This is a genomic window from Reella acinonychis (genome assembly GCF_052384575.1).
Taxonomy (GTDB): Bacteria; Pseudomonadota; Gammaproteobacteria; order Enterobacterales; family Pasteurellaceae; genus JBQSUQ01.
The window spans coordinates 1-23,925 of sequence record NZ_JBQSUQ010000014.1; the positions used below are offsets into that span (position 1 = coordinate 1).

The following is a 23,925-nucleotide window of genomic DNA, read 5'->3' on the forward strand; positions in this document are numbered from 1 at the left end:
ACTTTTTTGTTAAGCGATGCTTTTTTAATCTTAACGATGAAAACCACAACAAACTGCGGTTAAATTTTTAACTGTTTTATCAACCGCGGTAATTCAACAATTGAATCAATCGTATAGTCTGCTTTTGCCATTCCTTCGCTTGTAACGGGCTTACCCGTTTTTACCAATACTTTATATTTTACATTCGCCCCGATACCTGCTTGCATATCTTCTATTTTATCGCCGACCATAAAAGATTTAGTCGGATCAATTTTTAGCTCTTTGATGGCTTGTAGCAACATGCCGGATTTGGGTTTACGACAATCACAATCCTGTTGATATTCACCCAATCCTTGTGGATGATGAGGACAATAATAGATGCCATCGAAATCAACACCTCGATCCGCCAACGACCAATCCATCCATTCTGTTAATTGCAAAAATTGCTCTTCTGAAAAATAACCTCGTGCAATTCCTGATTGATTTGTGACTAACACCAATAAATAGCCCATGGCTTTTAATTGTTGTAATGCTTCAATACTCCCTTCTATAAATTGAAAATTATCTATTTGATGCACATACCCATGATCAATATTAATAGTGCCATCTCGATCTAAAAAAATCGCTTTTTTCATTTATTCTCTCCCAATCACAACGCAAATTATGGTGTTATTCATTTGCAATTTTACCTATTTATTATGAAAAACAAAGCGAATAGTTGTTGACATAGCCATATAGACGTCTAAAATACGAAAGAAATCATTTTTATTTACTCAACTATTTACTTAACAAAGGGCTTATATGATTAAGCTAAAAAATATAACTAAAATATTTGATATTTCTGGAAAAAAATTAACCGCACTTGACAATGTGTCATTAGAGGTGCCGGCTGGCCATATTTGTGGCGTCATAGGCGCTTCTGGTGCAGGTAAAAGTACATTAATTCGTTGTGTCAATTTATTAGAAAGGCCAACGTCTGGTCATGTCATTGTAGATGGAAAAGAATTAACCGAGATGAGTGACAAGCAACTGATTGCTGAACGCCGTAATATCGGGATGATTTTCCAACACTTTAATTTACTGAGCTCGCGCACTGTTTTTGACAATATTGCGTTACCACTTGAATTAGAAAAAACCGCAAAAGAGAAAATTCATCAAAAAGTCACCGCACTTTTAGAGCTGGTCGGCTTATCAGATAAAAAAGATGTATATCCTGCAAATCTTTCTGGTGGTCAAAAACAACGTGTTGCCATTGCGCGTGCTTTAGCAAGCGATCCGCATGTTTTACTTTGCGATGAAGCAACCAGTGCCTTAGATCCGGCTACAACACAATCAATATTAAAACTATTAAAAGAAATCAATCAACGTTTGGGCATTACTATTTTATTGATTACTCATGAAATGGAAGTTGTAAAACGTATTTGTGATCAAGTTGCGGTGATTGATAAAGGCCAATTAGTTGAACAAGGGTCTGTCAGCGACATTTTCTCAAACCCAAAAACCGAATTGGCAAAAAAATTCATCAGCTCAACATTACATATCAATTTGCCTGAAGAATATTTAGAACAACTTTCTGACACGCCAAAACATAATCGTTCTTGGCCGATTGTGAAATTTGAATTTACTGGTCGCACAGTTGATGCGCCAGTTCTCTCTCAAGCATCAAAAATGTTTGGCATTGATTTAAGTATTTTAACATCGCAAATTGACTATGCAGGCGGGGTGAAATTTGGTTTTGTCATTGCCGAAATGGAAGGTGATGAAGATGCCATAACGCAAGCGAAAATTTATTTGATGGAACATAATGTCCGCGTGGAGGTTTTAGGTTATGTGGGATAATTTTATTACTAGCTTCAACGCTCAAATTACACCGCAAGTTTGGCAACTTATCGGTTTAAGTACATACGAAACCATTTATATGAGTTTTGCCGCTACTCTATTTGCTGTTGTATTCGGCTTACCTTTAGGTGTGTGGACATTTTTAACTCAACAAGGTCAAACCTTAGCAAACCGCCGAATCAATCGCATTTTAGAAGCATTTATTAATGTAGGACGTTCTATTCCTTTCATTATTTTATTATTCGATTTAATGCCTGTAACACGTTTCCTTGTTGGAACCACATTGGGTACAACCGCCTCTATTATTCCATTAGGCGTTGCAGCCATGCCATTTTTTGCTCGCTTAACAGCCAATGCATTGGGTGATATTCCTAGTGGCTTAACGGAAACCGCAAAAGCAATGGGAACAAGCGTATGGCAATTAATTACAAAATTCTATTTACCTGAAGCCTTACCAATGCTGATTAAAGCAACCACTTTAACCTTGGTAACACTCATTGGCTACTCCGCTATGGCTGGTGCTGTTGGTGGCGGTGGTTTAGGTAACACTGCGATTTCTTATGGTTTACACCGCAATATGCCTTATGTGCTTTGGGTGGCAACTATTATCATCGTATTGATCGTAATGATTTGCGAAAGGTACGGAAACAAACTCGCTGATCATTTCGATCATCGTTAATATCATTATCAATAAAAAAGGAAGCTCCATGAATTTCAAAAAATTATTTACTATTACCGCACTTGCATCTGTATTTGCATTAACAGCTTGTAAGGAAGAGAAAAAAGCTGAAGCTGCACCAGCAGCGTCTGCACCACAAACAATCAAAGTGGGTGTAATGTCAGGTCCTGAACACCAAGTTGCTGAAATTGCTGCAAAAATTGCAAAAGAAAAATACAACTTAAATGTTGAATTCGTTGAATTTAACGATTATGCATTACCAAACCCAGCAGTAAGTAAAGGCGACTTAGACATCAATGCAATGCAACATAAACCTTATTTAGATACCAATACACAAGCGAATAATATTACTAATCTTGTGATTGTAGGTAATACATTCGTATACCCATTAGCTGGTTATTCTAAAACTATTAAGAAAGTAGAAGAATTAAAAGAAGGTGCCAAAATTGCTGTACCAAACGATCCATCTAACCAAGGTCGTGCGTTAATTCTGTTAGAAAAACAAGGTCTAATCAAATTAAAAGACAATACAAATTTATTAGCGACGCCATTAGATATTGTTGAGAATGTGAAAAACTTCCAAATTTCACCAGTTGATACCGCAGTTGCAGCTCGTGCATTAGATGATGTTGATTTAGCAGTAGTAAACAACACTTATGCAGGTCAAGTTGGTTTAAATACAACTGAGCATGGTGTATTTGTTGAAAGCAAAGACAGTCCTTATGTAAATATCATTGTTGCTCGTCAAGATAACAAAGACAGTGCAGCAGTACAAAACTTCGTGAAAGCATATCAAACTGAAGAAGTTTACCAAGAAGCCGTCAAATTCTTTAAAGACGGTGTAGTAAAAGGTTGGTAATTCAACTTAATGAAACAAAAAGTGCGGTGAAAAACACCGCACTTTTTTATTAGTTATTTACCGATACAGAATGAACTAAAGATATTGCCAAGTAGATCATCAGAAGTGAATTGGCCTGTGATTTCACTCAAATGGGTTTGGACTAAACGCAGTTCTTCCGCTAACAGTTCGCCTGCATAGAATTCTGTTAATTGCACATAACCTAGTTGTAAATGTTCTGCTGCTTTTTCTAATGCTTCTAAATGGCGACGACGAGCTAAAAAGCCGCCTTCCGTACTTGTTTGGTATCCCATGGACTGTTTTAAATGTTCACGCAATAATGAAATACCCTTATGGGTCTGCGCAGACAAACGAATCGTAGTATAACCATTTTCTTCTAAGATAGATTCACCTTCTTGGCTTAAATCAGTTTTATTACGAATTAGCGTAACAGGTAAATTCTCTGGTAATTTCTGTAAAAATTCTGACCGCACTTTTTGCATATCTTGGCTGTCAGGATCTGTGCTATCTAACATTAATAAAATACGATCTGCTTGTTCAATTTCGTTCCAAGCCCTCGTAATCCCGATACGTTCTACTTCGTCCGTTGCTTCCCTCAAACCTGCCGTATCAATAATATGCAATGGCATGCCATCAATGTGGATATGCTCACTCAAGACATCTCGGGTTGTTCCTGCAATATCCGTTACAATCGCCGCTTCTCGTCCGGCAAGGGCATTGAGTAAGCTAGATTTACCTGCATTAGGGCGACCTGCAATCACCACTTTCATTCCTTCGCGTAAAATCGATCCCTGTTTTGCTTCTGCCTTCACTTGCTCTAATTGACGGATAATATCAACCAAATGGTTTTCAATTTTGCCATCAGCCAAAAAATCAATTTCTTCATCTGGGAAATCAATTGCTGCTTCCACATAGGTTCGCAAATAGATGACGGAATCAACTAACTGATTCACTTTGTTAGAGAATTCGCCTTGCAGCGATTTCAATGCGGAACGTGCCGCTTGTTCTGAAGTTGCATCAATTAAATCCGCAATAGCTTCCGCCTGTGCTAAATCCAATTTATCATTCAAAAATGCCTGCTCTGAAAATTCGCCCGGCTTTGCTAAACGAATGCCTTTTACTTTCAAAATGCGTTTCAATAACAGATCCAATACAATTTGTCCGCCATGTCCTTGAAACTCTAAGACATCTTCACCCGTAAAAGAGTTGGGACCTTTGAAAAATAAGGCAATGCCTTGATCCAATACCGAGCCATCTACATCTTTGAAAGGCAAGTAATTTGCCATACGTGGAGATAAGGTCTTGCCTAGCACTTCTTGCGCGACGTCCTGTGCTAAAGGTCCAGATACACGTAAAATTCCCACGCCACCTCGACCAATCGGCGTTGCTTGAGCGACTATTGTTTCTTTTGTCATAAAATATTCCTAAAATGCACCGCGCTTTTTGATCAAAGTGCGGTCAATTTTTACTAAATTTCTTCAATAATGGATTGTCCAGCTTTTTGCTCGCCATCCAACCACTGCCAATTTTCATGTAAACGTAATTTCCCATTCGGCAGCACTTCAATTTGGCTTACACATTTACCAAGGCGATTTTCTAATGATTGATTAACATGTTGATAAGTAAATGCAATTTTATTTTCCGCAATAAATTTGCCAATTAGAAAACCTTTTATAATTTCACCACCTTCATATTCTGCCCAAATCAATCGATTATCTTGATGATAATAGAAGAATGTGTTTCCATTCACTTCGCCACTTTCTGAATTGCTGATTGAGGAAAAAGTGCGGTCATTTAAATCCATATTTTGCTCCCAAAATAAAAGGTATCAATATGATACCTTTTATTCATTGATTTTAATATAGTTTTACCTATTTGGTTGTTTGATCTCGTTTAGCAACGGTATTAATGAAAATTAACGGATCATCACCAATATTTTTTAAACCATGAGATTGCCCTGGGCGTGCAATAGTAATATCGCCAGCTTCAACAATGGACTCTTTGCCATTACTATCGACGAACAAGCCTTTTCCGGAAACAATGATATATACGTCTTCATTATCATTGTGTTTATGTTTACCAATCGAAGCGCCTTTAGGTAAAGTTAACCAACCTACTTCTTGGAACGCATCTTGGCTACCAGTATCATGACGAGTATAAGCAAATTTACCTAATAAAGGACCTTCTCCGCCACCCGCATTTTCTCGATCCCATGTGGCAAGTTCAGCTTTCTTGTAAAGCTGGATGCTACGATCGTATTCTTTCTTCTCAGCTGCTTCTGCAGAAGCCATTTGGCTAAAAGCAACGGTGGATAACATAATAACGGCTAAAGATGTTTTTAGTTTCATATTAGATCTCCTTAGTTGGATATAAAAATACACTCAACAGCAAAATCTTTACAAGATCAGATTGTAACCATGAAACAAGAAATTACAATATTTTATTTTCACATAAAATAAAAGGTATCATTTTACTGATACCTTTTCCTTTTATTTAATCAACTATTTACGAGAATGTAATCCTTTCTTCTCTAAACCGCGATAAATTAATTGTTGTTGAACAATCGTAATTAAGTTAGACACTAACCAATATAACACTAAGCCTGCTGGGAACCATAAGAAGAACACTGTAAACATAACAGGCATAAAGTTCATTACTTTTTGTTGCATTGGGTCGGTCATTGGCGTTGGCGACATTTTCTGTAATAAGAACATCGATCCACCCATTAATAATGGCAGGATATAGTATGGATCTTGTGCAGATAAGTCTTGAATCCAGCCAAAGAATGGAGCGTGACGTAATTCAACCGCCTCCATAAATGTCCAATACAATGCGATGAAAATAGGCATTTGAATTAAGATTGGTAAACAACCGCCTAATGGGTTTACTTTCTCTTCTTTATACAATTTCATCATTTCTTGGCTCATACGTTGACGATCATCACCAAAACGTTCACGCATTTCTTGAAGTTTTGGTTGCAACATACGCATTTTTGCCATTGAGGTATATTGTGCTTTGGTTAATGGATATAAAATCGCTTTAACCACTAAGGTTACACCAATAATCGCTAGACCCCAGTTGTGTACTAAACTTTGGATAAAGGTAAGTAATTTAAATAATGGTTTCGCAATAAACCAAGCCCAGCCATAGTCAACTGTTAAGTCTAGGTGGTTAGCTACAGTTGCCATTTTATTTTGTAATTTAGGACCTGTCCAAAGTGTGCTTTTGATAGTTTCTGTTGCACCAGCAGGTACCGTAATTACTGGACCACGATAACCGATGAATCCCATGCCATTGTTGGTGCTAGTATAAAGTTGGTTATCCATATCTGGATTAGGGATCCAAGCTGATGCAAAATAATGTTGTAAAATGGCTACCCAGCCAGCTTTTGTTGCAATAGATAAATTATCTTTTTGCATATCATCAAAGCTATATTTTTTATAGTTTGTTTCAGAAGATGAGTAAGCACCACCAGTATAGGTTGGCATTGCCATGCTACCAGAGCTTTCAACTAAAGTATGCTTTAATTGACCATAAGGCTGTACTTCAATCGCTGATGCGCTTTGGTTTTGTACTTCATAATTGACTTCTACATCATAAGCACCTGGTTTTAATACAAATACTTTGCGGAAAATCACGCCATCTTTTTCAAATGTTAATGGTACTCGTAATTCATTTTGACCTTCGGCTAAAGCAAAATGATCTCCATCCACTTGATAAGCTGCACGACCTGCTGCACTATCAATACCGTCTTTACCCACTAAACCACTTTGCGCGACATAAGTTTTATCTGCTTGATTTTGTAATAAAGAAAAACGCGCTTCGCTATCTAATTCTGCAGCGTAATTCAGTAAACTACTTTCAACCACATCACCGCCTAATGTATCTACTTTTAAGCTAAATACATCATTTTTAAGGGTAATAATACGACCTTGAGTTTGATTATCGACAGTCGCAGTAGAGCTAGAACTTGTTGGTGTATCTGTTTGTTGTGATACGGCAGTTTGTTGCACTACTGGTTTTGGATTTTTATCAATTTCCCACTGTTGATACACAAGAAAAGAAATAAAAAGTAACGCAAGCGCTAATAAGCTACGACTAGAATTCATTTGTTGTTCTCTTTGTAGTTATGGTTATTAGTTTTTGGCGGAACAGGATCGAATCCACCAGCATTCAAAGGATGACATTTTAATATACGTTTAAGCGTAAGCCAACTACCTTTTGCAGCTCCATGCACTTTTATTGCTTCTAAACCATAACAAGAGCAGGTTGGCACAAAGCGACAACGTGGTCCAATCAATGGACTAATAACAATTTGATAAAAACGAATTAATCGGATAAGGATTTTTTCGCTAAACGAATATGACGTTGCCATAATTTACTCAAATTCTGGGTAAAGGTTTGATTATCTAATTTATGGATCCCTGCTTTAGCAACAATAACAAAATCACAATGAGGTAATTCATGTTGTAGAGTACGGAAACTCTCACGACACAAACGTTTAATACGATTACGATCATGTGCTCTTTTTAAATGTTTTTTAGCAACAGTTAATCCCAAACGAGGATAATCTAGGCTATTTTGTCGAGCAAGAATTGTTACTTCAGGCGTGGAAGCGCGTTGCGGCTGTTGGAAGACGTATTTGAAATGTTCGGGAGTTAGCAAACGTAACTCCCTAGAAAAGTTTAGCTTAATCACACAAGGTGTTAAAAATTAAGCTGATAAACTTTTACGACCTTTAGCACGACGACGAGCTAAAACTTGGCGGCCGTTTTTAGTTGCCATACGTGCACGGAAACCGTGAGTACGACTGCGTTTTAATACAGAAGGTTGAAATGTACGTTTCATATTAAATCTACCTAAATCAAAATTGTTTATTGATCGCTTTATTCACAAATGCGAGTGGCAAAAGCGAACAAAACACAAATTACTTGAAAACAAGGTTATTCAAAATAAGGAAGCGGATTTTACTTATAAAATCAGCATTCGTCAAATCAGAATAGCTAAAATCAGACAATTATTTTACATTTTTTGTCATTCAGCTGAATTTATGCCATAAAAGCGTGCCAAATTATACGTTTTTTAGCAAAAATCTCAAGTGATTTTTTTGATCCATTTGGGGAGATCTTTCAACCATTTTATTGTAAAATAAATCGAAATTTTGACCGCACTTTTAGGTCGAGCTAGATTAATTTACTGATTTAAAAAGATAAAATGAGCTTCAATCCCTCAACATTATGGCAAGAATGCCTCTTACAACTACAAGATCAGATGTCTGCAAATGACTTCAATATGTGGTTACGTCCCTTGCAAGTAGATGCTAACAAAGAAAATTCAATCACTTTGTACGCGTCCAATGTGTTTATTAAAAGTTGGGTTGAAAATCACTATCTTGAAAAAATCAGTAAAATGATGTACCAACTTAGCCAAAACCCAAATCTTGTTATTAAAATTAAAGAAGGGGTCAAGCCCGCACCGACGAAACAACAAGAACCAGCTCAAGTTGTCGTTGAAACTACAACATCCTCAACACCAGTTAATACGGAAAATAACCCCGTATTTCGCACGAATTTAGATCCTCAATATGTTTTCGAAAATTTCGTGGGAGGTAAATCCAACCAGTTAGCGCGTTCTGCAGCACTCAAAGTGTCTAAACAACCAGGCGACAAATTAACCAATCCACTATTTTTATATGGTAGTACAGGCTTAGGCAAAACCCATTTATTACACGCCATTGGTAACAGTATTTTAGCGGACAATCCTCAAGCTAAAATTGTGTATATTCATTCAGAACGCTATGTGCAAGAAATGGTGAAAGCATTGCGAACAGAACGTATTGAACAATTTAAGAAATTCTATCGTTCTTTAGATGTATTGCTCATCGATGACATTCAATTTTTTGCAGGAAAAGATGGCACACAAGAGGAATTTTTCCATACGTTTAATTCCTTATTTGAAGGCGGTCGCCAAATTATTCTTACTTCAGATCGCTTACCAAAAGCTATTGAAGATTTCACTGAGCGCTTAACATCTCGTTTTGGCGTGGGATTGACGCTACAAATTGAACCGCCTGAATTAGAAACCCGTATTGCTATTTTACTGAAGAAAGCAGAGGAAAAAGGATTACACTTACCTGATGAAGTTGCTTTCTTTATTGCCAAAAAGTTACGCACCAATGTGCGAGAATTAGAAGGTGCTTTAAATCGCGTGCAAGCTTATGCAGAATTCACTGGAAAACCTATCACCATTGAGTTTGCGCAAGAAACCTTAAAAGATATTTTGGCTTTACAAGAAAAACTGATTACAATTGAAAATATCCAAAAAATCGTGGCAGAATATTACCGTATCAAAGTATCTGATTTAAAATCTAAAAATCGTTCACGTTCTATTGCTCGACCACGTCAATTAGCGATGGCGTTAGCGAAAGAATTAACAAACCGCAGTTTACCAGAAATTGGTAAAGCATTCGGCGATCGTGATCATACAACGGTATTACACGCTTGTCGCCAGATCCAATTATTACGGGAAACAGATACGAATATTCAAGAAGATTGGTTAAATTTAAACCGCACTTTATCCGCATAATTGTGGTCAATATCAATGAAAGGAAAATCAATATGCAACTGATTATTTCAAGAGAAGATTTATTAAAACCATTACAACAAGTATGTGGTGTACTTAGCAACCGCCCAAATATTCCTGTATTAAACAATGTATTGCTACAAGTAAATGGCAATGTGTTAACCATTACTGGAACGGATTTGGAAGTTGAGCTATCAACTCAAGCGTTGCTACAAAATAGCGGTGAAGGCAATTTCACAATTCCTGCCAAAAAATTCCTTGATATTTGCCGCAGCTTACCAGAACAATCAAGCATTACCGTAGATTTTGAACAAGATCGCGCAATTGTTCGTTCAGGCAGAACGAAATTTAACTTATCCACCTTCCCTGCAGAAGAATATCCAAATCTTGCGAACTGGCAATCAGAAGTGGATTTTGAAGTAACGCAAAATATCATTCGCCGTCTTATTGATGCAACACAGTTTTCTATGGCGAACAATGACGCTCGTTATTCATTGAACGGGATGAAATTAGAAACCGAAGGCAACTTATTACGGACTGTATCAACTGACGGTCACCGCCTTGCCGTTTGCACCATTGCTCTGGAACAGGCTTTACAAGATCATTCCGTTATCGTACCTCGCAAAGGTGTCTTAGAATTAGCCCGCCTCCTTGATGCAAACAGCGAACAGCCTGCTCGTTTAAAAATTGGAACAAATAATTTGCGTGTAGAGCTTGGCACTATCGTCTTTACTACCAAATTAATTGACGGACGTTTTCCTGATTATCGCCGCGTTGTACCTCGCAATGCAGATCGTATTTTAGAAAGCGATTGGGAGGCATTAAAACAATCTTTTGTTCGCGCTTCTATTCTTTCAACGGAAAAAGTACGTACAGTGCGTTTGCAACTTAGCCAAAATCAATTGAAAATTTTAGCAAGCAATCCAGAGCATGAAGAAGCAGAAGAAATTTTAGATGTATTCTATGAAAGCGAAGAAATGGAAGTTGGCTTTAACGCTAGCTACATTTTAGATGTACTCAACGCACTAAAATGTAATCGTGTGCGTATGCGTCTCACTGATGCGTCATCAAGTTGCTTAATTGAAGATTGTGAAGATAGCAGCGCTGAATATGTCATCATGCCAATGCGTTTATAAAACTACTGATTTTTTAACCGCACTTTATGGCTATTTCTCGCTTAATTGTCGAAAACTTTAGAAATTTAACAGCCGTTGATCTTGAATTAGATTGCGGCTTTAACTTTTTAATAGGCAATAATGGCAGCGGAAAGACTAGCCTACTTGAAGCTATTTATTACTTAGGTCATGGACGCTCCTTTAAGAGTAACGTTACGACTAGAATTATTCGTTACGAACAACCCCACTTCACATTACATGGACGTATTCAAGAGCAGCAACATCAATGGTCCGTAGGCTTACAAAAATTACGTAAAGAAGGTAACACCATTGTCAAAATCAACGGTGAAGATGGCAGTAAAATTTCCGATCTTGCCCATTTGCTTCCCATGCAGCTCATCACGCCTGAGGGACTAAACTTACTTAATGGCGGTCCCAGTTTCCGTCGAGCATTCTTAGATTGGGGGTTATTCCACCACCAAACCGCTTTTTATTCCGCTTGGTCAAATTTAAACCGTTTACTACGCCAACGTAATGCCGCTCTGCAACAGAACTATCGTTACGACATACTCAGCATTTGGGATAAAGAACTCGCTGTTTTAGCACATCAAGTTAGCCAATGGCGGCAACATTATGCGGAAGAACTCCGCCCTGAAATAGAAAAAACCTGCCAGCTATTTTTACCTGAATTAGAAATTCAAGTGAGTTTTCATCAAGGTTGGGAAAAAGATACAGACTACGCAAGTTTATTAAAAGAAAATTTCGAACGAGATAGGCAAATTGGTTATACGGTTTCAGGTCCGCAAAAAGCCGATTTTCGTTTTAAAGCCAATGGCTTACCAGCAGAAGATGTGCTATCTCGCGGACAATTAAAATTACTGATGTGTGCCTTACGACTTGCACAGGGCGAGCACTTAATGAAACAAAAAAATCGCCACTGTATTTTTCTTATTGACGATTTCGCCTCAGAGCTTGATGAAATTAAACGAGGTTTGTTAGCGGAGCGGCTCCAACATAGCCAATCTCAAGTTTTTGTCACTGCAATTACAAAAGAACAACTCAAACAAATGCAGCCTAAGCAAGCCAAAATCTTTCAATTGCACAATGGTCATATTCAATTAATCAATACATAAAAAAAGTGCGGTGAATTTCACCGCACTTTTTGTTCATTAATTCCTTTAGTCACGCGTACCATATACGACAATGGTTTTTCCATGAGCGGAAATCAAATGCTCATCTTCTAGCATTTTCAAAATGCGTCCCACCGTTTCTCTGGAACATCCTACCATTTGCCCTATTTCTTGACGTGTAATTTTAATTTGCATCCCTTCAGGATGAGTCATTGCTTCTGGCATTTTAGCCAAGTTTAATAAAGTTTGTGCAATGCGACCTGTTACATCCAAGAAGGCTAAATTACGCACTTGTTGAGAAGTAGTACGTAAACGTTTAGCAAGTTGACCAGATAAAATCATTAAAATATCTGGGTTCACTTGAACTAACTGACGGAATTTTTTGTATGAAATTTCTGCTACTTCGCAAGGAGTTCTCACTCTAACCCAAGCAGAGCGAACTTCATCTTCATTGAATAAACCTGCTTCACCAAAAAAATCTCCTGCCCCTAAATAAGTGAGCAACATTTCTTTATCGTCTTCATCTTTTGTCGACACAGAAGCCGACCCTTTGATTAAATAATAAAGGGTTTCCGCTTTTTCTCCTGCATGAATAATCGTTGTTTTCACAGGATATTTGTGAATATGGCAATGCGATATAAACCACTCTAATGTTGGATCCGCTGCATTAGCGGGTCTATGTGGTTGATATACATCAAGATGTTGAAGTTGTTCTGGCATAAATAAACCTCTACTTGCCTAAAAATAAGTCAAGAATTCATACATAATAACATTAAAGAATTCTAACGGAAAAAATCCCTTTTGTTTTTAATATCAATAGTTTCATGCAATTCTGACCAAACAATCACCACTTTTTCTTGATAAATTTGATCAAGCAAATTTTGTGTTTTTTGAGCAAGGGATAGCTCTTCTTCACCATAATCTGTACCTTCACGTAAAATGAAGCTTTCTACCAGATTAATTAAGGTTTGTTTTTCAAGTTCTTGCCATGGAATAATCATAGGAAATTACACAAATAACTGTTCTAACAATTTCCATTGCTGCTCGAAACTTTGGTTGACTGAACGACGGAAATTAGTGCGGACATAACGCATAAACTGTCCTTCACAAAAAGTAACTAAATAACTCGCTATAGTACGATCATCGGTAGCAAAGCTTTTTCCTTCGCGTAATTTACTCATTTGTAAAATATTCACAAATTGTAATTCTAAGCGATCAAAAAACTGTGCAACTCTTAATTGTAATTGCGCATCTTCAAACATGAGAGCATGTCCAGTTAATACTCTCGTCATACCTGGATTTTTTCGCGCAAAATCAAGAATCATCTGTAGGATACCATGAATTCGGTTCACTGTGTTAGTTTCCATCTTAATTGACTGAGAAATACGAATAAATAAGTTTTGTTCAATATTCTCAATCAGCGCTTCAAAAATTTTCGTTTTGCTTGGGAAATAACGATAAAGCGCAGCTTCAGAAACACCAACTGCTTCCGCAAGTTTTGCAGTTGTCATTCGTTCCATGCCCCGTTCAGAATGCAGCATGCTTGATAGCACTGCAAGTACTTGCTGGCGACGTGCTTGAACACTGCGTTTTTCTATTTTAGGTGCCGTTTTTTCTTCTGGCATAGGTTCAACTTCTGCAATTTCAAGTTGTTCAATCATTATTTCTTACCTGAATGACCAAAACCACCTTCACCACGATCTGTCGATTCAAAGGTATCAACAATATTGAATTCTGCCTGCACCACAGGTACAAAAACAAGTTGTGCGATGCGATCACCCACAGCAATTTTGAATGGTTCTTTTCCTCTATTCCACATGGAAACCATCAAAGGACCTTGATAATCACTGTCGATTAATCCGACTAAATTGCCTAACACAATACCATTTTTATGACCTAAGCCAGAACGCGGTAAAATAACTGCAGCTAAATTTGGATCCGCAATATAAATTGATAATCCCGTTGGGATCAGTTTAGTTTCTCCGGGTTGAATTTCAAATTCTTCATCCACTAATGCTCGCAAATCCAATCCAGCTGAACCAGAAGTTGCATAAGTAGGTAAAGGAAATTCGTTGCCAATACGGGCATCTAAAATTTTTACATCAATTTTTTTCATTGTTATATCCTATGATGATTTTATTTATCTTGGTAACGCGCAACAATTTCATTTGCTAAATGTTCTGCTAACTTACTTTTATCCGCAAAAGGCAATAGTTTATCACCATCTTGCCAAAATAAATGCAAGCTATTTTGATCTGCGTTAAACGCTTGTCCATTTGACACATCATTTGCACAAATTAAATCCAAATTTTTGCGTTGTAACTTATCTTTGGCATATTGCTCCACATCCTGCGTTTCAGCAGCAAAACCCACTGTAAATGGGCGATCTTTCGTTAACGCTGCCACCGTTGCAATAATGTCTGGGTTTTTAACTAGTTTCAGCACTAATTCATCTTGTCCTGCTGTTTTTTTCATTTTGTGTTCTGCAACCTCTGCCATGCGGTAATCCGCCACTGCAGCACAACCAATAAATATCTGATTCTTCACCGCACTTTCTAATGATTTTTCGTACATTTGTTGAGCAGAAATCACATTAACTCTTGCTACATTAACAGGCGTTGGCAAATTAACTGGTCCCGCTATCAAAGTCACTTTCGCCCCTCTTTTAGCAAAGGCTTCCGCAATCGCAAAACCCATTTTGCCAGAACTGTGGTTACTAATATAGCGTACTGGATCAATTGCTTCACGCGTAGGTCCTGCAGTAATCGCTACAGACAAATGTTGTAAATCTTGCTTTTTCTCTAACAACGCACAAAGTGCGGTAAAAATTTCAGCGGGTTCCGACATCCGCCCAAAACCAACATCACCACAAGCTTGCTCACCTGAATTAGGCCCAACTGTATGCAATCCTCGCGCTAAAAGTGCGGTTAAATTTTGTTGCGTTATTTTCTGCGCAAACATTTGTTGATTCATCGCAGGTGCCAGTAAAATCGGAGCTGGAGTTGCAAGACATATTGTGGACAACAAATCATTCGCCATACCAACTGTCAAACGAGCCAAAAAATCAGCAGAAGCAGGAGCAATAACAATAAGATCTGCCCATTTAGCTAATTCAATATGCCCCATAGCTAATTCAGCTTGTGGATCTAATAAAGATTGTGCAACCGCATTACCTGAAATTGCTTGCAACGTTAAAGGCGTAACAAACTCAGCGGCAGCCGGCGTTAATACAACACGTACTTCCGCTTGCGCTTTACGTAATAAACGAATAAGTTCAATCGCTTTATAAGCAGCAATGCCCCCCGTAATGCCCACAACAACGCGCTTATTGTGCAAATTTATCATTGTTAGTCCTTCTTCACATCATTTTTGCTCATTCTACTTCAAACTCAGCAATAAAACATTTTATTTTTTGATCTCCGTTCCAAAAAGATCATCTCTTCCTCGTTTTTTATAACTGATAAATACAAAATAAAATAAAAAATTTAGGAAAAATCATGTCATCTCAACCACTTATGCCTAGAGAAAAATTGCTTCAATTTGGCGCCGAAGCATTAAGTAATCAAGAATTATTAGCTATTTTCTTGCGTACGGGCATTAAAAATCTTCCCGTTATGCAACTTTCTCAAGCAGTACTTACACATTTTGGATCGTTACGAGGATTACTATCCGCCAATCAAAAACAATTTTGTGCCTTCAAAGGAATTGGCATTACTCAATTCATCCAATTGCAAGCCTGTACGGAAATGACGAGGCGCTATTTATTAGAAGAATTAAAAGTGAATCACATATTTAATAGCACAGAAACTGTACGAATGTACTTACAAACGGAATTAGAGGACCACGAACGTGAAGTTTTCCTTGTATTATTTTTGGATAATCAACATCGCCTGATTAAACAAGAAGAAATGTTTCTCGGCACCATTAATTCTGCCACCATTCACCCCAGAGAAATTATTAAAGCCGCTTTATATTGTAACGCAGCCGCCTTAATACTCGCCCATAACCATCCTTCTGGAATTTCAGAGCCTAGCAATGCGGATCGCCAAATCACACAAAAAATCAAACAGGCAACGGATCTTATTGAGATCAAATTATTAGATCATTTTGTAATTGGAAAAGGATGTTATTTTTCATTTGCCGAAAATGGTTGGCTTTGAATACAATGGTAACGATCTCATAAATTTCAAGCTAATCGACTATTTTCACGTTATAAGCAAAATTTTTGCTTGAGAAAAGAAGATAAAGCAAGTATAATTTGCGACCTTTAATATAGTAAGTGGGTCGGTTATGGCGACCTGACGAGGTAGCTATCAAGCTTTTGTCTTGATTTTGTATCCGAACCATAAGCTCGAGCTTATATTTAATTATTGGAGTTTATTATGTCTAGAGTCTGTCAAGTAACAGGCAAGCGTCCAGCAGTGGGTAACAACCGCTCACACGCAATGAATGCGACTAAACGTCGTTTTTTACCAAACCTTCACACTCACCGTTTCTGGGTTGAGAGCGAAAAACGTTTCGTAACTTTACGCTTAACAGCGAAAGGTATGCGTATTATTGATAAAAAAGGCATTGATGCAGTATTAGCTGACATTCGTGCTCGTGGCGAGAAAATCTAAGGAGCTAAAAGATGGCAGCTAAAGGTACTCGTGAGAAAATTAGATTAGTTTCAACTGCTGAAACAGGTCATTTTTACACAACAACAAAAAACAAACGTAATATGCCTGAAAAAATGGAAATCAAAAAATTTGATCCAGTAGTGCGTAAACACGTTGTTTATAAAGAAGCTAAAATTAAATAATTTTAGAATCACATTAAGAAACCCGACTTTAGTCGGGTTTTTTTATAGGAATTGATTATGCCTGAATTACCAGAAGTGGAAACGACGAAAAATGGGATATACCCCCACCTTCAAGGTTTCTATATTGAACAGATTATTGTACGTCAACCTCAGCTGCGTTGGCCTGTTAGCCCAGAACTGAGCAAAATTTCTCATGAAAAAATCACCGCACTTTCTCGCCGCGCAAAATATTTAATCCTTCATACAGAAAAAGGCGCAATCATTGGACATCTGGGTATGTCTGGTTCTGTTCGTATTGTCACAGCACAAGATCCCATTGAGAAACACGATCACTTAGATATTGTGATGAGTAATGGAAAAATCATGCGATATAACGATCCTCGCCGTTTTGGTGCATGGTTATGGACTGACGACATTGCACACTTCCCTCTATTCGCTAAACTTGGGCCTGAACCGCTATCAGAAGATTTTAATACTGATTACCTATTTAAAAAATCTCGCAAAAAAAGCACCGCACTTAAAACCTTCTTAATGGATAATGCTGTGGTAGTTGGCGTTGGCAATATTTACGCCAATGAAGTGCTGTTTCAATGTAAATTACATCCATTAAAGAAAGCTGGAAGTATCAATACTATTGAAGCAGAATTATTGGTAACAACGATAAAAAAAGAATTGCAACGTGCTATTCATCAAGGCGGAACAACATTGAAAGATTTTGTACAACCTGATGGTAAACCCGGTTATTTTGCACAAGAGCTGCAAATCTACGGCAAAGTAGATCAACCTTGCATAAACTGCGGTGAAAAAATTAAAAGTTTAATAATCGGGCAACGAAACAGTTTCTATTGCCCGAATTGTCAAAATGAATAAATAAAAAACCCGCTTTTCAGCGGGTTCCTTTAAGTGATTAATCACGTGTTTCTAATAATGAACGATAAATAATACCGCCTAAGATACCACCAACAATTGGAGCAACCCAGAAAATCCATAATTGTTCTAATGCCCAACCACCTTGGAAGACAGCAACAGCTGTACTACGCGCAGGGTTCACTGATGTATTTGACACAGGAATACTAATTAAGTGAATTAAGGTTAACGCTAAACCAATTGCGATTGGCGCAAAACCTGCTGGTGCTTTTTTATCTGTTGCACCATGAATAACGATTAAGAAAAATGCAGTTAATACAATTTCAGCAATAACTACTGCTGCAAATGAATAACCATTTGGTGAATGTTCGCCAAAACCATTTGAAGCAAAGCCACTTGCAACTGCATCAAAACCTACTTTACCTGAAGCAATAGCATAAAGTACTGCGGCACCTGCGATACCACCGATTACTTGAGATGCAATGTATGGTAAAGCCTCTTTCGCAGAGAAACGGCCACCGGCAACTAAACCTAAAGTTACTGCTGGGTTAAAATGACCACCAGAAATATGACCTACAGCGTAAGCCATGGTTAATACGGTTAAACCAAAAGCTAATGAAACGCCTGTAAAACCAATTCCTAATTCAGGAAATGCTGCCGCTAATACTGCAGAGCCACAGCCGCCAAACACTAACCAGAATGTACCAAAAAATTCAGCAAATAATTTTTTCATAAAATAAACCTCATAAAAAATAAAAATGGCGATTGCTTATCGCACCGTTCAGTTAGTCAGTAATAAATCAGAAAAATTCAACGCTTTTTGTAAAGTTTATGTAAAGTTTTTAACTTCTTTTGCAGATTGTTATTCCTTCCTTTTTTGATTAAAATACCCCTAGAAAATTTATCGTTATATCAGAGGATCTTATGGCGAATTGGGATGGAAAATATATCAGCCCCTATGCAGAACATGGCAAAAAAAGCGAGCAAGTGAAGAAAATTACGGTATCCATCCCAATTAAAGTACTGGAAATTCTCACTAATGAACGTACACGTCGCCAAATCAAGAATTTACGTCATGCTACAAATAGTGAGCTACTCTGTGAAGCATTTTTACACGCCTTTACGGGTCAACCGCTACCAACAGATGAAGATTTGTTAAAAGAACGCCATGATGAAATCCCTGAAGATGCGAAGAAAATTATGCGTGAGTTAGGTGTTAATCCTGATGAGTGGGAATATTAATCCCCAAAAGTGCGGTGAAAAAATAAAAAGTTTTATTTATTAATCCATTTATCTTTATCTTGCTTAGTTTCAAATTCCGCATCAAAAATTGTTTCTTCTTTTGTAGAAGAAGAAAACGTTCTGCCAAATGAAACAAATTGGAACTTTTTGGAAAGGTATTTCAATAACACGCTTTGAAATAAAGTTCGAGTTATGGGTAGTAATAATAAAATCGCGAGAATATCGCTTAAAAAGCCGGGGATAAGCAGTAACACGCCTGCAATCACAAAGAAAACCGATGATATTACGGCTTGAGTTGGTATTTTTCCTTCACTGAGTTGTTTTCTAATTTCCCAGACTGCCACAACCCCACGCAATTTAATCAGCCATAATCCCACGACGGATATGGCGATCATTAATAAAATTAACGGAATAACTCCAATACTAGCTCCAATATTTACTAATAGTGAAATTTCACAGTAAATATAGAAGAAAATCCCAAAAAGAAATATCAATATTGGCATGGTTATTCCTTAATTACACTAGGCTACACCGTATTGTTCACGATATGCTTTCATTGCTGGCAAGTATTCACGATATTGTTCATCTTGCTCAATAAACTGCATTAAATCATCTAAATCAACAATCGAAAGCACGTCGCATTGATAATCACGCTCGACTTCTTGAATTGCTGATAATTCGCCTTTGCCTCGCTCTTTACGATTTAATGCAATAACCACTGCACTTAAGCTCGCACCATTTGCTGCGATAATGTCCATCGCTTCACGAATTGCAGTGCCAGCAGTGATTACATCATCAACTAATAACACTTTTCCTTGCAGTGGTGAACCAATTAAGTTGCCGCCCTCACCATGATCTTTCGCCTCTTTGCGATTAAAACAAACAGGTTTATCTAAACCAAATTTGTTAAATAATGCAACCGATACCGTTGTACCAATAGGAATACCTTTATAAGCAGGTCCAAAAATTACGTCGTAATTCAATTGGCTTGCTTGAATTGCTGCTGCATAAAACTCACCTAAACGTGCTAAGTCAGCCCCTGTGTTAAATAAACCAGCATTGAAAAAGTAAGGACTTTTACGACCTGACTTTAAGGTAAATTCACCAAAACGTAATACATTGCGACTTAAGGCAAATTTAATAAATTCAATTTTATAATCTTGCATAATTTCCACCGCACTTTTAGTTTGCTAATGCTGCTCGTTGAGCCACAAAAATTTGTTCACAGCCCTGTTTTGCTAAATCTAACAAGGTTAATAATTCGGCATGGCTAAATGGCTCGCCTTCAGCAGTGCCTTGCACCTCAATCATTCTGCCATCTTCCATCATCACAACGTTCATATCCGTTTCAGCCGCACTGTCTTCCACATATTCCAAATCACAAACTGCTTCGCTATCAACAATACCAACTGAAATAGCGGCAACTAAGCCTTTGATTGGGTTGGTTTTTAAGATGCCTTTTTCTAATAAGCCATTAATCGCATCAATTAAGGCAACACAAGCACCAGTAATCGAAGCAGTACGCGTACCGCCATCAGCTTGAATCACATCACAATCTAAGGTAATAGAACGTTCACCTAAGGCTTCCAAATCCACCATTGCACGCAATGAACGTGCAATAAGACGTTGAATTTCCATCGTGCGTCCGCCTTGTTTACCTTTCGCGGCTTCACGTTGCATACGGCTATGTGTTGAACGAGGCAACATACCATATTCAGCAGTGACCCAGCCCTGCCCTTGACCTTTCAAAAAGCGCGGTACAGTTTCTTCCACTGTTGCAGTACAAATCACTTTGGTTTCACCAAATTCTACCAAAACTGAACCTTCCGCATGTTTTGTATAATGACGAGTAATTTTAATTGGACGGGGAGCATTCGCCGCTCGATTATTTGGACGCATAATAAATTCCTTACAATGTGCAACATGCACGCTTAAAAAACGCGGTTATTCTAACATGCAAACTAACATCAATAAACTTTCTTTATATATCCACATACCTCCTCAAATGTATTAATACTTATTTCTAAAACTTTCGTTTTTTTGTGATCCAGTTCTCAGTTTTCGATTTTTATTCTTTTACAAAAGAAAAAGAAATATTATTATTAATTCAAAAGATATCGAAAGATAACATAATATACCTTCAAACAGGAGAGCAAAAATGGATAGTATGAAACAAATCCGCCTCAATAAACTATATGGTCAAGACAAAATTTTCCGCGCCTTAGCAATAGATCAACGTGGAGCGTTAAAGCGTATGCTAGGAGAAGATGCAACAGATACTGAATTAATGTCTTTTAAAAGTTTAGTCTCTAAAACGCTAACTTCACAAGCATCTGCCATTCTATTAGATCCAGAATATGGTTGGCCTGCTGCTGATTATAAAGATAAATCATGCGGGTTGATTATGGCATATGAGAAAACAGGTTACGATAAAAATATTCCAGGTCGTCTACCAGATCTCATTGATGATGTATCGGTTAAAAGACTTAAAGAGAAAGGCGCTGATGCCGTTAAGTTACTTCTATATATTGATGTTGATGAATCTCCGACAATTAATGATCAAAAAATAGCGTTTGTAGAACGAGTTGGTTCAGAATGTGTTGCTGAAGAAATGCCTTTCTTTTTAGAAATATTAACTTACGATTCAGAAATTTCGGATAAGAAAGAATTTGCTAAGATAAAACCAAGAAAAGTAAATGAAGCAATGAAATTATTTTCCGAACCACGCTTTAATGTAGATGTACTCAAAGTAGAAGTTCCTGTTGATATGAATTTTGTTCAAGGATTTGGCAATGAGGAAGTATATAGTCAAGATACAGCTAAAGACTATTTTAAACAACAAAGTGAAAGTACCCATTTACCATTTATTTTCTTAAGCGCTGGCGTTTCACCTAAACTATTCCAATCAACATTAGAATTCGCTAAATCATCAGACTCTCATTTTAATGGTGTACTCTGTGGAAGAGCAACTTGGGGCGGAAGTACGGAGTTTTTCAAAAATGAAGGAGCTGAGCAAGCAGAAAAATGGTTATTTGAACAAGGACTAAAAAATATTACTGAATTAAATGAAGTGCTTATGCGAACAGCAACACCAGTAAAATAATTTGGGATTTTAAATATGAAAGAATTAGTTCGAAAAAACAAGTCTGGGCATGCACAAGGAATAACGTCTGTTTGTTCTGCCCATCCTTTTGTTATTGAAGCTACATTACATTTCAACCTGAATACATCAAACAAAGTGCTTATTGAAGCCACGTCTAATCAGGTAAACCAATTGGGAGGATATACAGGTATGCGACCTGTAGATTTCAAAAATTTTGTTTACAGTATCGCTGAAAAAGTCGGCTTTCCTAAGCACCAAATTATTTTAGGAGGAGATCACCTCGGGCCTAATTGTTGGCAAGATGAACCATCAACGGTAGCAATGGAAAAAGCGAAAAATCTCGTGGTTGAATATGCTAAGGCTGGTTTTACTAAAATTCACTTAGATACATCAATGTCTTGTAATGATGATCCTATTCCTCTTCATCCTCAAATCGTTGCTGATCGTGCTGCAGAATTGTGCCATGCAATAGAGAATGAATTATCTCCTCAAGAATGTGAGAATATCAGTTATATTATAGGTACTGAAGTCCCTGTTCCTGGTGGAGAAGCTCATGCTATTTCTAGTATTGATGTGACTAGTGTGGAAAGTGCAAAACAAACTATTGATACTCATAGAATCGCATTTGATAAATTGGGACTACATAATGCTTTCAAAAGAGTTATTGGAATAGTCGTTCAACCAGGTGTTGAATTTGATCATTCTAATGTCATTTTATACCAACCTGAACAAGCTCAGAATCTATCTGAATTTATCAAAACAACACCTTACGTATTTGAGGCTCATTCAACCGACTATCAAACACCTCAATCATATAGAAATTTAGTCAATGATCATTTTGCAATCTTAAAAGTTGGACCAGCTCTCACTTTTGCGCTACGCGAAGCACTTTTTGCTCTTGCTAATATTGAGGAAGAAATTATCCCTCCTGAACAACGTAGTCGTTTACTTGAGGTGATTGATCAAGTTATGCAAGATGATCCGAAATATTGGAAGAAGTACTACGCACCAACTCATTCAAAAGCAATGATTGATCTTCATTTCAGTTTATCAGATCGCATACGTTATTATTGGCCTAACAAACGTATTGAACATGCAGTAACTAAATTAATAAACAATTTATCAAATGAACAAATACCATTTGGGCTACTCAGTCAATATCTACCAGAGCAATATAAAAAAGTTATCCAGAAAAAAATTGAAGCAAAACCAACTGCACTTATCATGGATAAAATACAACAAGTGCTTGGAGATTATTCCTATGGATGCAATGGAGAAGCAATATGAGCCAAAATTTATTAATCAAAACTGATATTTCTTTTGATAGCTTTTCAGAAGTTTTTCATCATCTTGCAGATGTATTTATAGAAAAAGGCATTGTGAAAGAAAGCTATCGAGATGCCATTTTTGAACGAGAAATGGAGTTCCCAACAGGGATCGAATTAGAAAAGCATTCTATAGCAATTCCTCATTGCGATGCGGATCATGCTCTACAACCTGCTATATATTTTATTCGACCAAATAAAACTGTGGAATTTAATCGTCCAGATGAAGATTCAACTGTAGACGCTGAACTCATCATCGCCTTAGTAGTGACAGATCCGAAAGAACAAATCACTATATTACAGAAATTATTCAAAATTCTACAAAAGAATGATTTTGTTGAATTACTTCTTAATGCCCCTGATAGCGAACTAGCTACAATCATAAAACAAAACCTATAGGAGTT

General features: G+C 37.3%; 31 protein-coding genes. 14 read left to right on the forward strand and 17 right to left on the reverse strand.

The window, feature by feature from the left end; genetic code table 11:
• Window positions 1–59: 59 nt before the first annotated feature.
• On the reverse strand, window positions 60–614 hold the full coding sequence (gmhB, locus tag ACT2CV_RS06365; RefSeq protein ID WP_464973032.1) for a D-glycero-beta-D-manno-heptose 1,7-bisphosphate 7-phosphatase: 555 nt from the start codon (window positions 612–614) through the stop codon (window positions 60–62).
• Window positions 615–780: 166 nt separating this feature from the next.
• Here gmhB and metN point away from each other — a divergent pair, with 166 nt between their 5' ends.
• The 3 genes from metN to ACT2CV_RS06380 are packed head-to-tail and all read left to right on the forward strand — an operon-like array spanning window position 781 to window position 3,356.
• Complete coding sequence (gene metN, locus ACT2CV_RS06370; protein ID WP_464973033.1) at window positions 781–1,818, forward strand: methionine ABC transporter ATP-binding protein MetN; 1,038 nt, start codon at window positions 781–783, stop codon at window positions 1,816–1,818.
• Entirely contained in the window at window positions 1,808–2,497 is a 690-nt protein-coding gene (locus ACT2CV_RS06375; RefSeq protein ID WP_464973034.1) for a methionine ABC transporter permease, read from the forward strand. Before metN ends, ACT2CV_RS06375 begins: the two co-directional genes overlap by 11 nt.
• Before the next feature lie 28 nt (window positions 2,498–2,525).
• Complete coding sequence (locus ACT2CV_RS06380; RefSeq protein WP_464973035.1) at window positions 2,526–3,356, forward strand: MetQ/NlpA family lipoprotein; 831 nt, start codon at window positions 2,526–2,528, stop codon at window positions 3,354–3,356.
• 53 nt (window positions 3,357–3,409) lie between these two features.
• Here ACT2CV_RS06380 and mnmE read toward each other — a convergent pair whose 3' ends face one another.
• The 7 genes from mnmE to rpmH all read right to left on the reverse strand — a co-directional run bounded on the left by mnmE (window position 3,410) and on the right by rpmH (window position 8,204).
• Window positions 3,410–4,771 (reverse strand): tRNA uridine-5-carboxymethylaminomethyl(34) synthesis GTPase MnmE, encoded by a 1,362-nt coding sequence (gene mnmE / locus ACT2CV_RS06385; RefSeq protein ID WP_464973036.1) that lies wholly within the window; start codon window positions 4,769–4,771, stop codon window positions 3,410–3,412.
• Window positions 4,772–4,824: 53 nt separating this feature from the next.
• Window positions 4,825–5,160 (reverse strand): n-acetylglutamate synthase, encoded by a 336-nt coding sequence (locus ACT2CV_RS06390; RefSeq protein ID WP_464973037.1) that lies wholly within the window; start codon window positions 5,158–5,160, stop codon window positions 4,825–4,827.
• Window positions 5,161–5,227: 67 nt separating this feature from the next.
• Window positions 5,228–5,704, reverse strand: a complete 477-nt coding sequence (locus ACT2CV_RS06395; RefSeq protein WP_464973038.1) for a cupin domain-containing protein — start codon at window positions 5,702–5,704, stop codon at window positions 5,228–5,230.
• Between the two features lie 153 nt (window positions 5,705–5,857).
• Window positions 5,858–7,465: a membrane protein insertase YidC gene (gene yidC / locus ACT2CV_RS06400; protein ID WP_464973039.1), complete on the reverse strand. Its 1,608-nt coding sequence runs from the start codon at window positions 7,463–7,465 to the stop codon at window positions 5,858–5,860.
• The gene (gene yidD / locus ACT2CV_RS06405) at window positions 7,462–7,731 is read right to left on the reverse strand and encodes a membrane protein insertion efficiency factor YidD (RefSeq protein WP_464973040.1); all 270 of its coding nucleotides are present in this window, start codon (window positions 7,729–7,731) and stop codon (window positions 7,462–7,464) included. The genes yidC and yidD overlap by 4 nt, the downstream gene beginning before the upstream one ends.
• Window positions 7,686–8,054, reverse strand: coding sequence for a ribonuclease P protein component (gene rnpA / locus ACT2CV_RS06410; protein WP_464973041.1), 369 nt, complete (start codon window positions 8,052–8,054; stop codon window positions 7,686–7,688). Before rnpA ends, yidD begins: the two co-directional genes overlap by 46 nt.
• A 15-nt stretch (window positions 8,055–8,069) precedes the next feature.
• Complete coding sequence (rpmH, locus tag ACT2CV_RS06415) at window positions 8,070–8,204, reverse strand: 50S ribosomal protein L34 (protein ID WP_005539760.1); 135 nt, start codon at window positions 8,202–8,204, stop codon at window positions 8,070–8,072.
• Between the two features lie 366 nt (window positions 8,205–8,570).
• Here rpmH and dnaA point away from each other — a divergent pair, with 366 nt between their 5' ends.
• The 3 genes from dnaA to recF are packed head-to-tail and all read left to right on the forward strand — an operon-like array spanning window position 8,571 to window position 12,186.
• On the forward strand, window positions 8,571–9,941 hold the full coding sequence (dnaA, locus tag ACT2CV_RS06420) for a chromosomal replication initiator protein DnaA (RefSeq protein WP_464973042.1): 1,371 nt from the start codon (window positions 8,571–8,573) through the stop codon (window positions 9,939–9,941).
• 32 nt (window positions 9,942–9,973) lie between these two features.
• Window positions 9,974–11,074 carry a DNA polymerase III subunit beta gene (gene dnaN, locus ACT2CV_RS06425; protein ID WP_464973043.1) on the forward strand — a complete coding sequence of 367 codons (1,101 nt, stop codon included), beginning with the start codon at window positions 9,974–9,976 and terminating at the stop codon, window positions 11,072–11,074.
• A gap of 26 nt (window positions 11,075–11,100) precedes the next feature.
• The gene (gene recF, locus ACT2CV_RS06430) at window positions 11,101–12,186 is read left to right on the forward strand and encodes a DNA replication/repair protein RecF (RefSeq protein WP_464973044.1); all 1,086 of its coding nucleotides are present in this window, start codon (window positions 11,101–11,103) and stop codon (window positions 12,184–12,186) included.
• A gap of 45 nt (window positions 12,187–12,231) precedes the next feature.
• Here recF and crp read toward each other — a convergent pair whose 3' ends face one another.
• The 5 genes from crp to coaBC form a co-directional block, all read right to left on the reverse strand.
• Entirely contained in the window at window positions 12,232–12,903 is a 672-nt protein-coding gene (crp, locus tag ACT2CV_RS06435) for a cAMP-activated global transcriptional regulator CRP (RefSeq protein ID WP_464973045.1), read from the reverse strand.
• 62 nt (window positions 12,904–12,965) lie between these two features.
• Window positions 12,966–13,184 carry a YheU family protein gene (locus ACT2CV_RS06440; protein ID WP_464973046.1) on the reverse strand — a complete coding sequence of 73 codons (219 nt, stop codon included), beginning with the start codon at window positions 13,182–13,184 and terminating at the stop codon, window positions 12,966–12,968.
• A gap of 6 nt (window positions 13,185–13,190) precedes the next feature.
• Window positions 13,191–13,847, reverse strand: a complete 657-nt coding sequence (slmA, locus tag ACT2CV_RS06445; RefSeq protein ID WP_464974033.1) for a nucleoid occlusion factor SlmA — start codon at window positions 13,845–13,847, stop codon at window positions 13,191–13,193.
• Complete coding sequence (gene dut, locus ACT2CV_RS06450; protein WP_464973047.1) at window positions 13,844–14,299, reverse strand: dUTP diphosphatase; 456 nt, start codon at window positions 14,297–14,299, stop codon at window positions 13,844–13,846. Before dut ends, slmA begins: the two co-directional genes overlap by 4 nt.
• Window positions 14,300–14,319: 20 nt before the next feature.
• On the reverse strand, window positions 14,320–15,528 hold the full coding sequence (coaBC, locus tag ACT2CV_RS06455; protein ID WP_464973048.1) for a bifunctional phosphopantothenoylcysteine decarboxylase/phosphopantothenate--cysteine ligase CoaBC: 1,209 nt from the start codon (window positions 15,526–15,528) through the stop codon (window positions 14,320–14,322).
• Window positions 15,529–15,680: 152 nt separating this feature from the next.
• Here coaBC and radC point away from each other — a divergent pair, with 152 nt between their 5' ends.
• From radC to mutM, 4 genes are all read left to right on the forward strand, one after another.
• Window positions 15,681–16,343 carry a RadC family protein gene (gene radC / locus ACT2CV_RS06460; RefSeq protein ID WP_464973049.1) on the forward strand — a complete coding sequence of 221 codons (663 nt, stop codon included), beginning with the start codon at window positions 15,681–15,683 and terminating at the stop codon, window positions 16,341–16,343.
• Window positions 16,344–16,565: 222 nt separating this feature from the next.
• Window positions 16,566–16,802, forward strand: coding sequence for a 50S ribosomal protein L28 (rpmB, locus tag ACT2CV_RS06465; RefSeq protein WP_005717521.1), 237 nt, complete (start codon window positions 16,566–16,568; stop codon window positions 16,800–16,802).
• Between the two features lie 11 nt (window positions 16,803–16,813).
• Window positions 16,814–16,984, forward strand: a complete 171-nt coding sequence (gene rpmG, locus ACT2CV_RS06470) for a 50S ribosomal protein L33 (RefSeq protein WP_464973050.1) — start codon at window positions 16,814–16,816, stop codon at window positions 16,982–16,984.
• A 57-nt stretch (window positions 16,985–17,041) separates the two neighbouring features.
• On the forward strand, window positions 17,042–17,854 hold the full coding sequence (mutM, locus tag ACT2CV_RS06475; RefSeq protein WP_464973051.1) for a bifunctional DNA-formamidopyrimidine glycosylase/DNA-(apurinic or apyrimidinic site) lyase: 813 nt from the start codon (window positions 17,042–17,044) through the stop codon (window positions 17,852–17,854).
• Window positions 17,855–17,891: 37 nt separating this feature from the next.
• Here the strand turns inward: mutM and aqpZ are convergent, their stop codons facing one another.
• On the reverse strand, window positions 17,892–18,584 hold the full coding sequence (gene aqpZ, locus ACT2CV_RS06480; protein WP_464973052.1) for an aquaporin Z: 693 nt from the start codon (window positions 18,582–18,584) through the stop codon (window positions 17,892–17,894).
• A gap of 191 nt (window positions 18,585–18,775) precedes the next feature.
• Here aqpZ and metJ point away from each other — a divergent pair, with 191 nt between their 5' ends.
• Window positions 18,776–19,093, forward strand: coding sequence for a met regulon transcriptional regulator MetJ (metJ, locus tag ACT2CV_RS06485; protein WP_464973053.1), 318 nt, complete (start codon window positions 18,776–18,778; stop codon window positions 19,091–19,093).
• 32 nt (window positions 19,094–19,125) lie between these two features.
• On the opposite strand, the gene ACT2CV_RS06490 is transcribed toward metJ, so the two are convergent.
• Genes ACT2CV_RS06490 through rph form a run of 3 tightly spaced genes read right to left on the reverse strand, consistent with a single transcriptional unit; the run spans window position 19,126 to window position 20,992 of the window.
• Window positions 19,126–19,596: an FxsA family protein gene (locus tag ACT2CV_RS06490; RefSeq protein ID WP_464973054.1), complete on the reverse strand. Its 471-nt coding sequence runs from the start codon at window positions 19,594–19,596 to the stop codon at window positions 19,126–19,128.
• 18 nt (window positions 19,597–19,614) lie between these two features.
• Window positions 19,615–20,259, reverse strand: coding sequence for an orotate phosphoribosyltransferase (pyrE, locus tag ACT2CV_RS06495; RefSeq protein WP_464973055.1), 645 nt, complete (start codon window positions 20,257–20,259; stop codon window positions 19,615–19,617).
• Window positions 20,260–20,275: 16 nt separating this feature from the next.
• Window positions 20,276–20,992 carry a ribonuclease PH gene (rph, locus tag ACT2CV_RS06500; RefSeq protein WP_464973056.1) on the reverse strand — a complete coding sequence of 239 codons (717 nt, stop codon included), beginning with the start codon at window positions 20,990–20,992 and terminating at the stop codon, window positions 20,276–20,278.
• 259 nt (window positions 20,993–21,251) lie between these two features.
• On the opposite strand from rph, the gene ACT2CV_RS06505 reads away from it, so the two are divergent.
• The 3 genes from ACT2CV_RS06505 to gatA are packed head-to-tail and all read left to right on the forward strand — an operon-like array spanning window position 21,252 to window position 23,920.
• Window positions 21,252–22,196, forward strand: coding sequence for a tagatose 1,6-diphosphate aldolase (locus ACT2CV_RS06505; RefSeq protein ID WP_464973057.1), 945 nt, complete (start codon window positions 21,252–21,254; stop codon window positions 22,194–22,196).
• A 15-nt stretch (window positions 22,197–22,211) separates the two neighbouring features.
• Complete coding sequence (gatZ, locus tag ACT2CV_RS06510; protein ID WP_464973058.1) at window positions 22,212–23,483, forward strand: tagatose-bisphosphate aldolase subunit GatZ; 1,272 nt, start codon at window positions 22,212–22,214, stop codon at window positions 23,481–23,483.
• A complete protein-coding gene (gatA, locus tag ACT2CV_RS06515) occupies window positions 23,480–23,920 on the forward strand; it encodes a PTS galactitol transporter subunit IIA (RefSeq protein ID WP_464973059.1) in 441 nt (146 codons plus the stop codon). The genes gatZ and gatA overlap by 4 nt, the downstream gene beginning before the upstream one ends.
• Window positions 23,921–23,925: the final 5 nt, after the last annotated feature.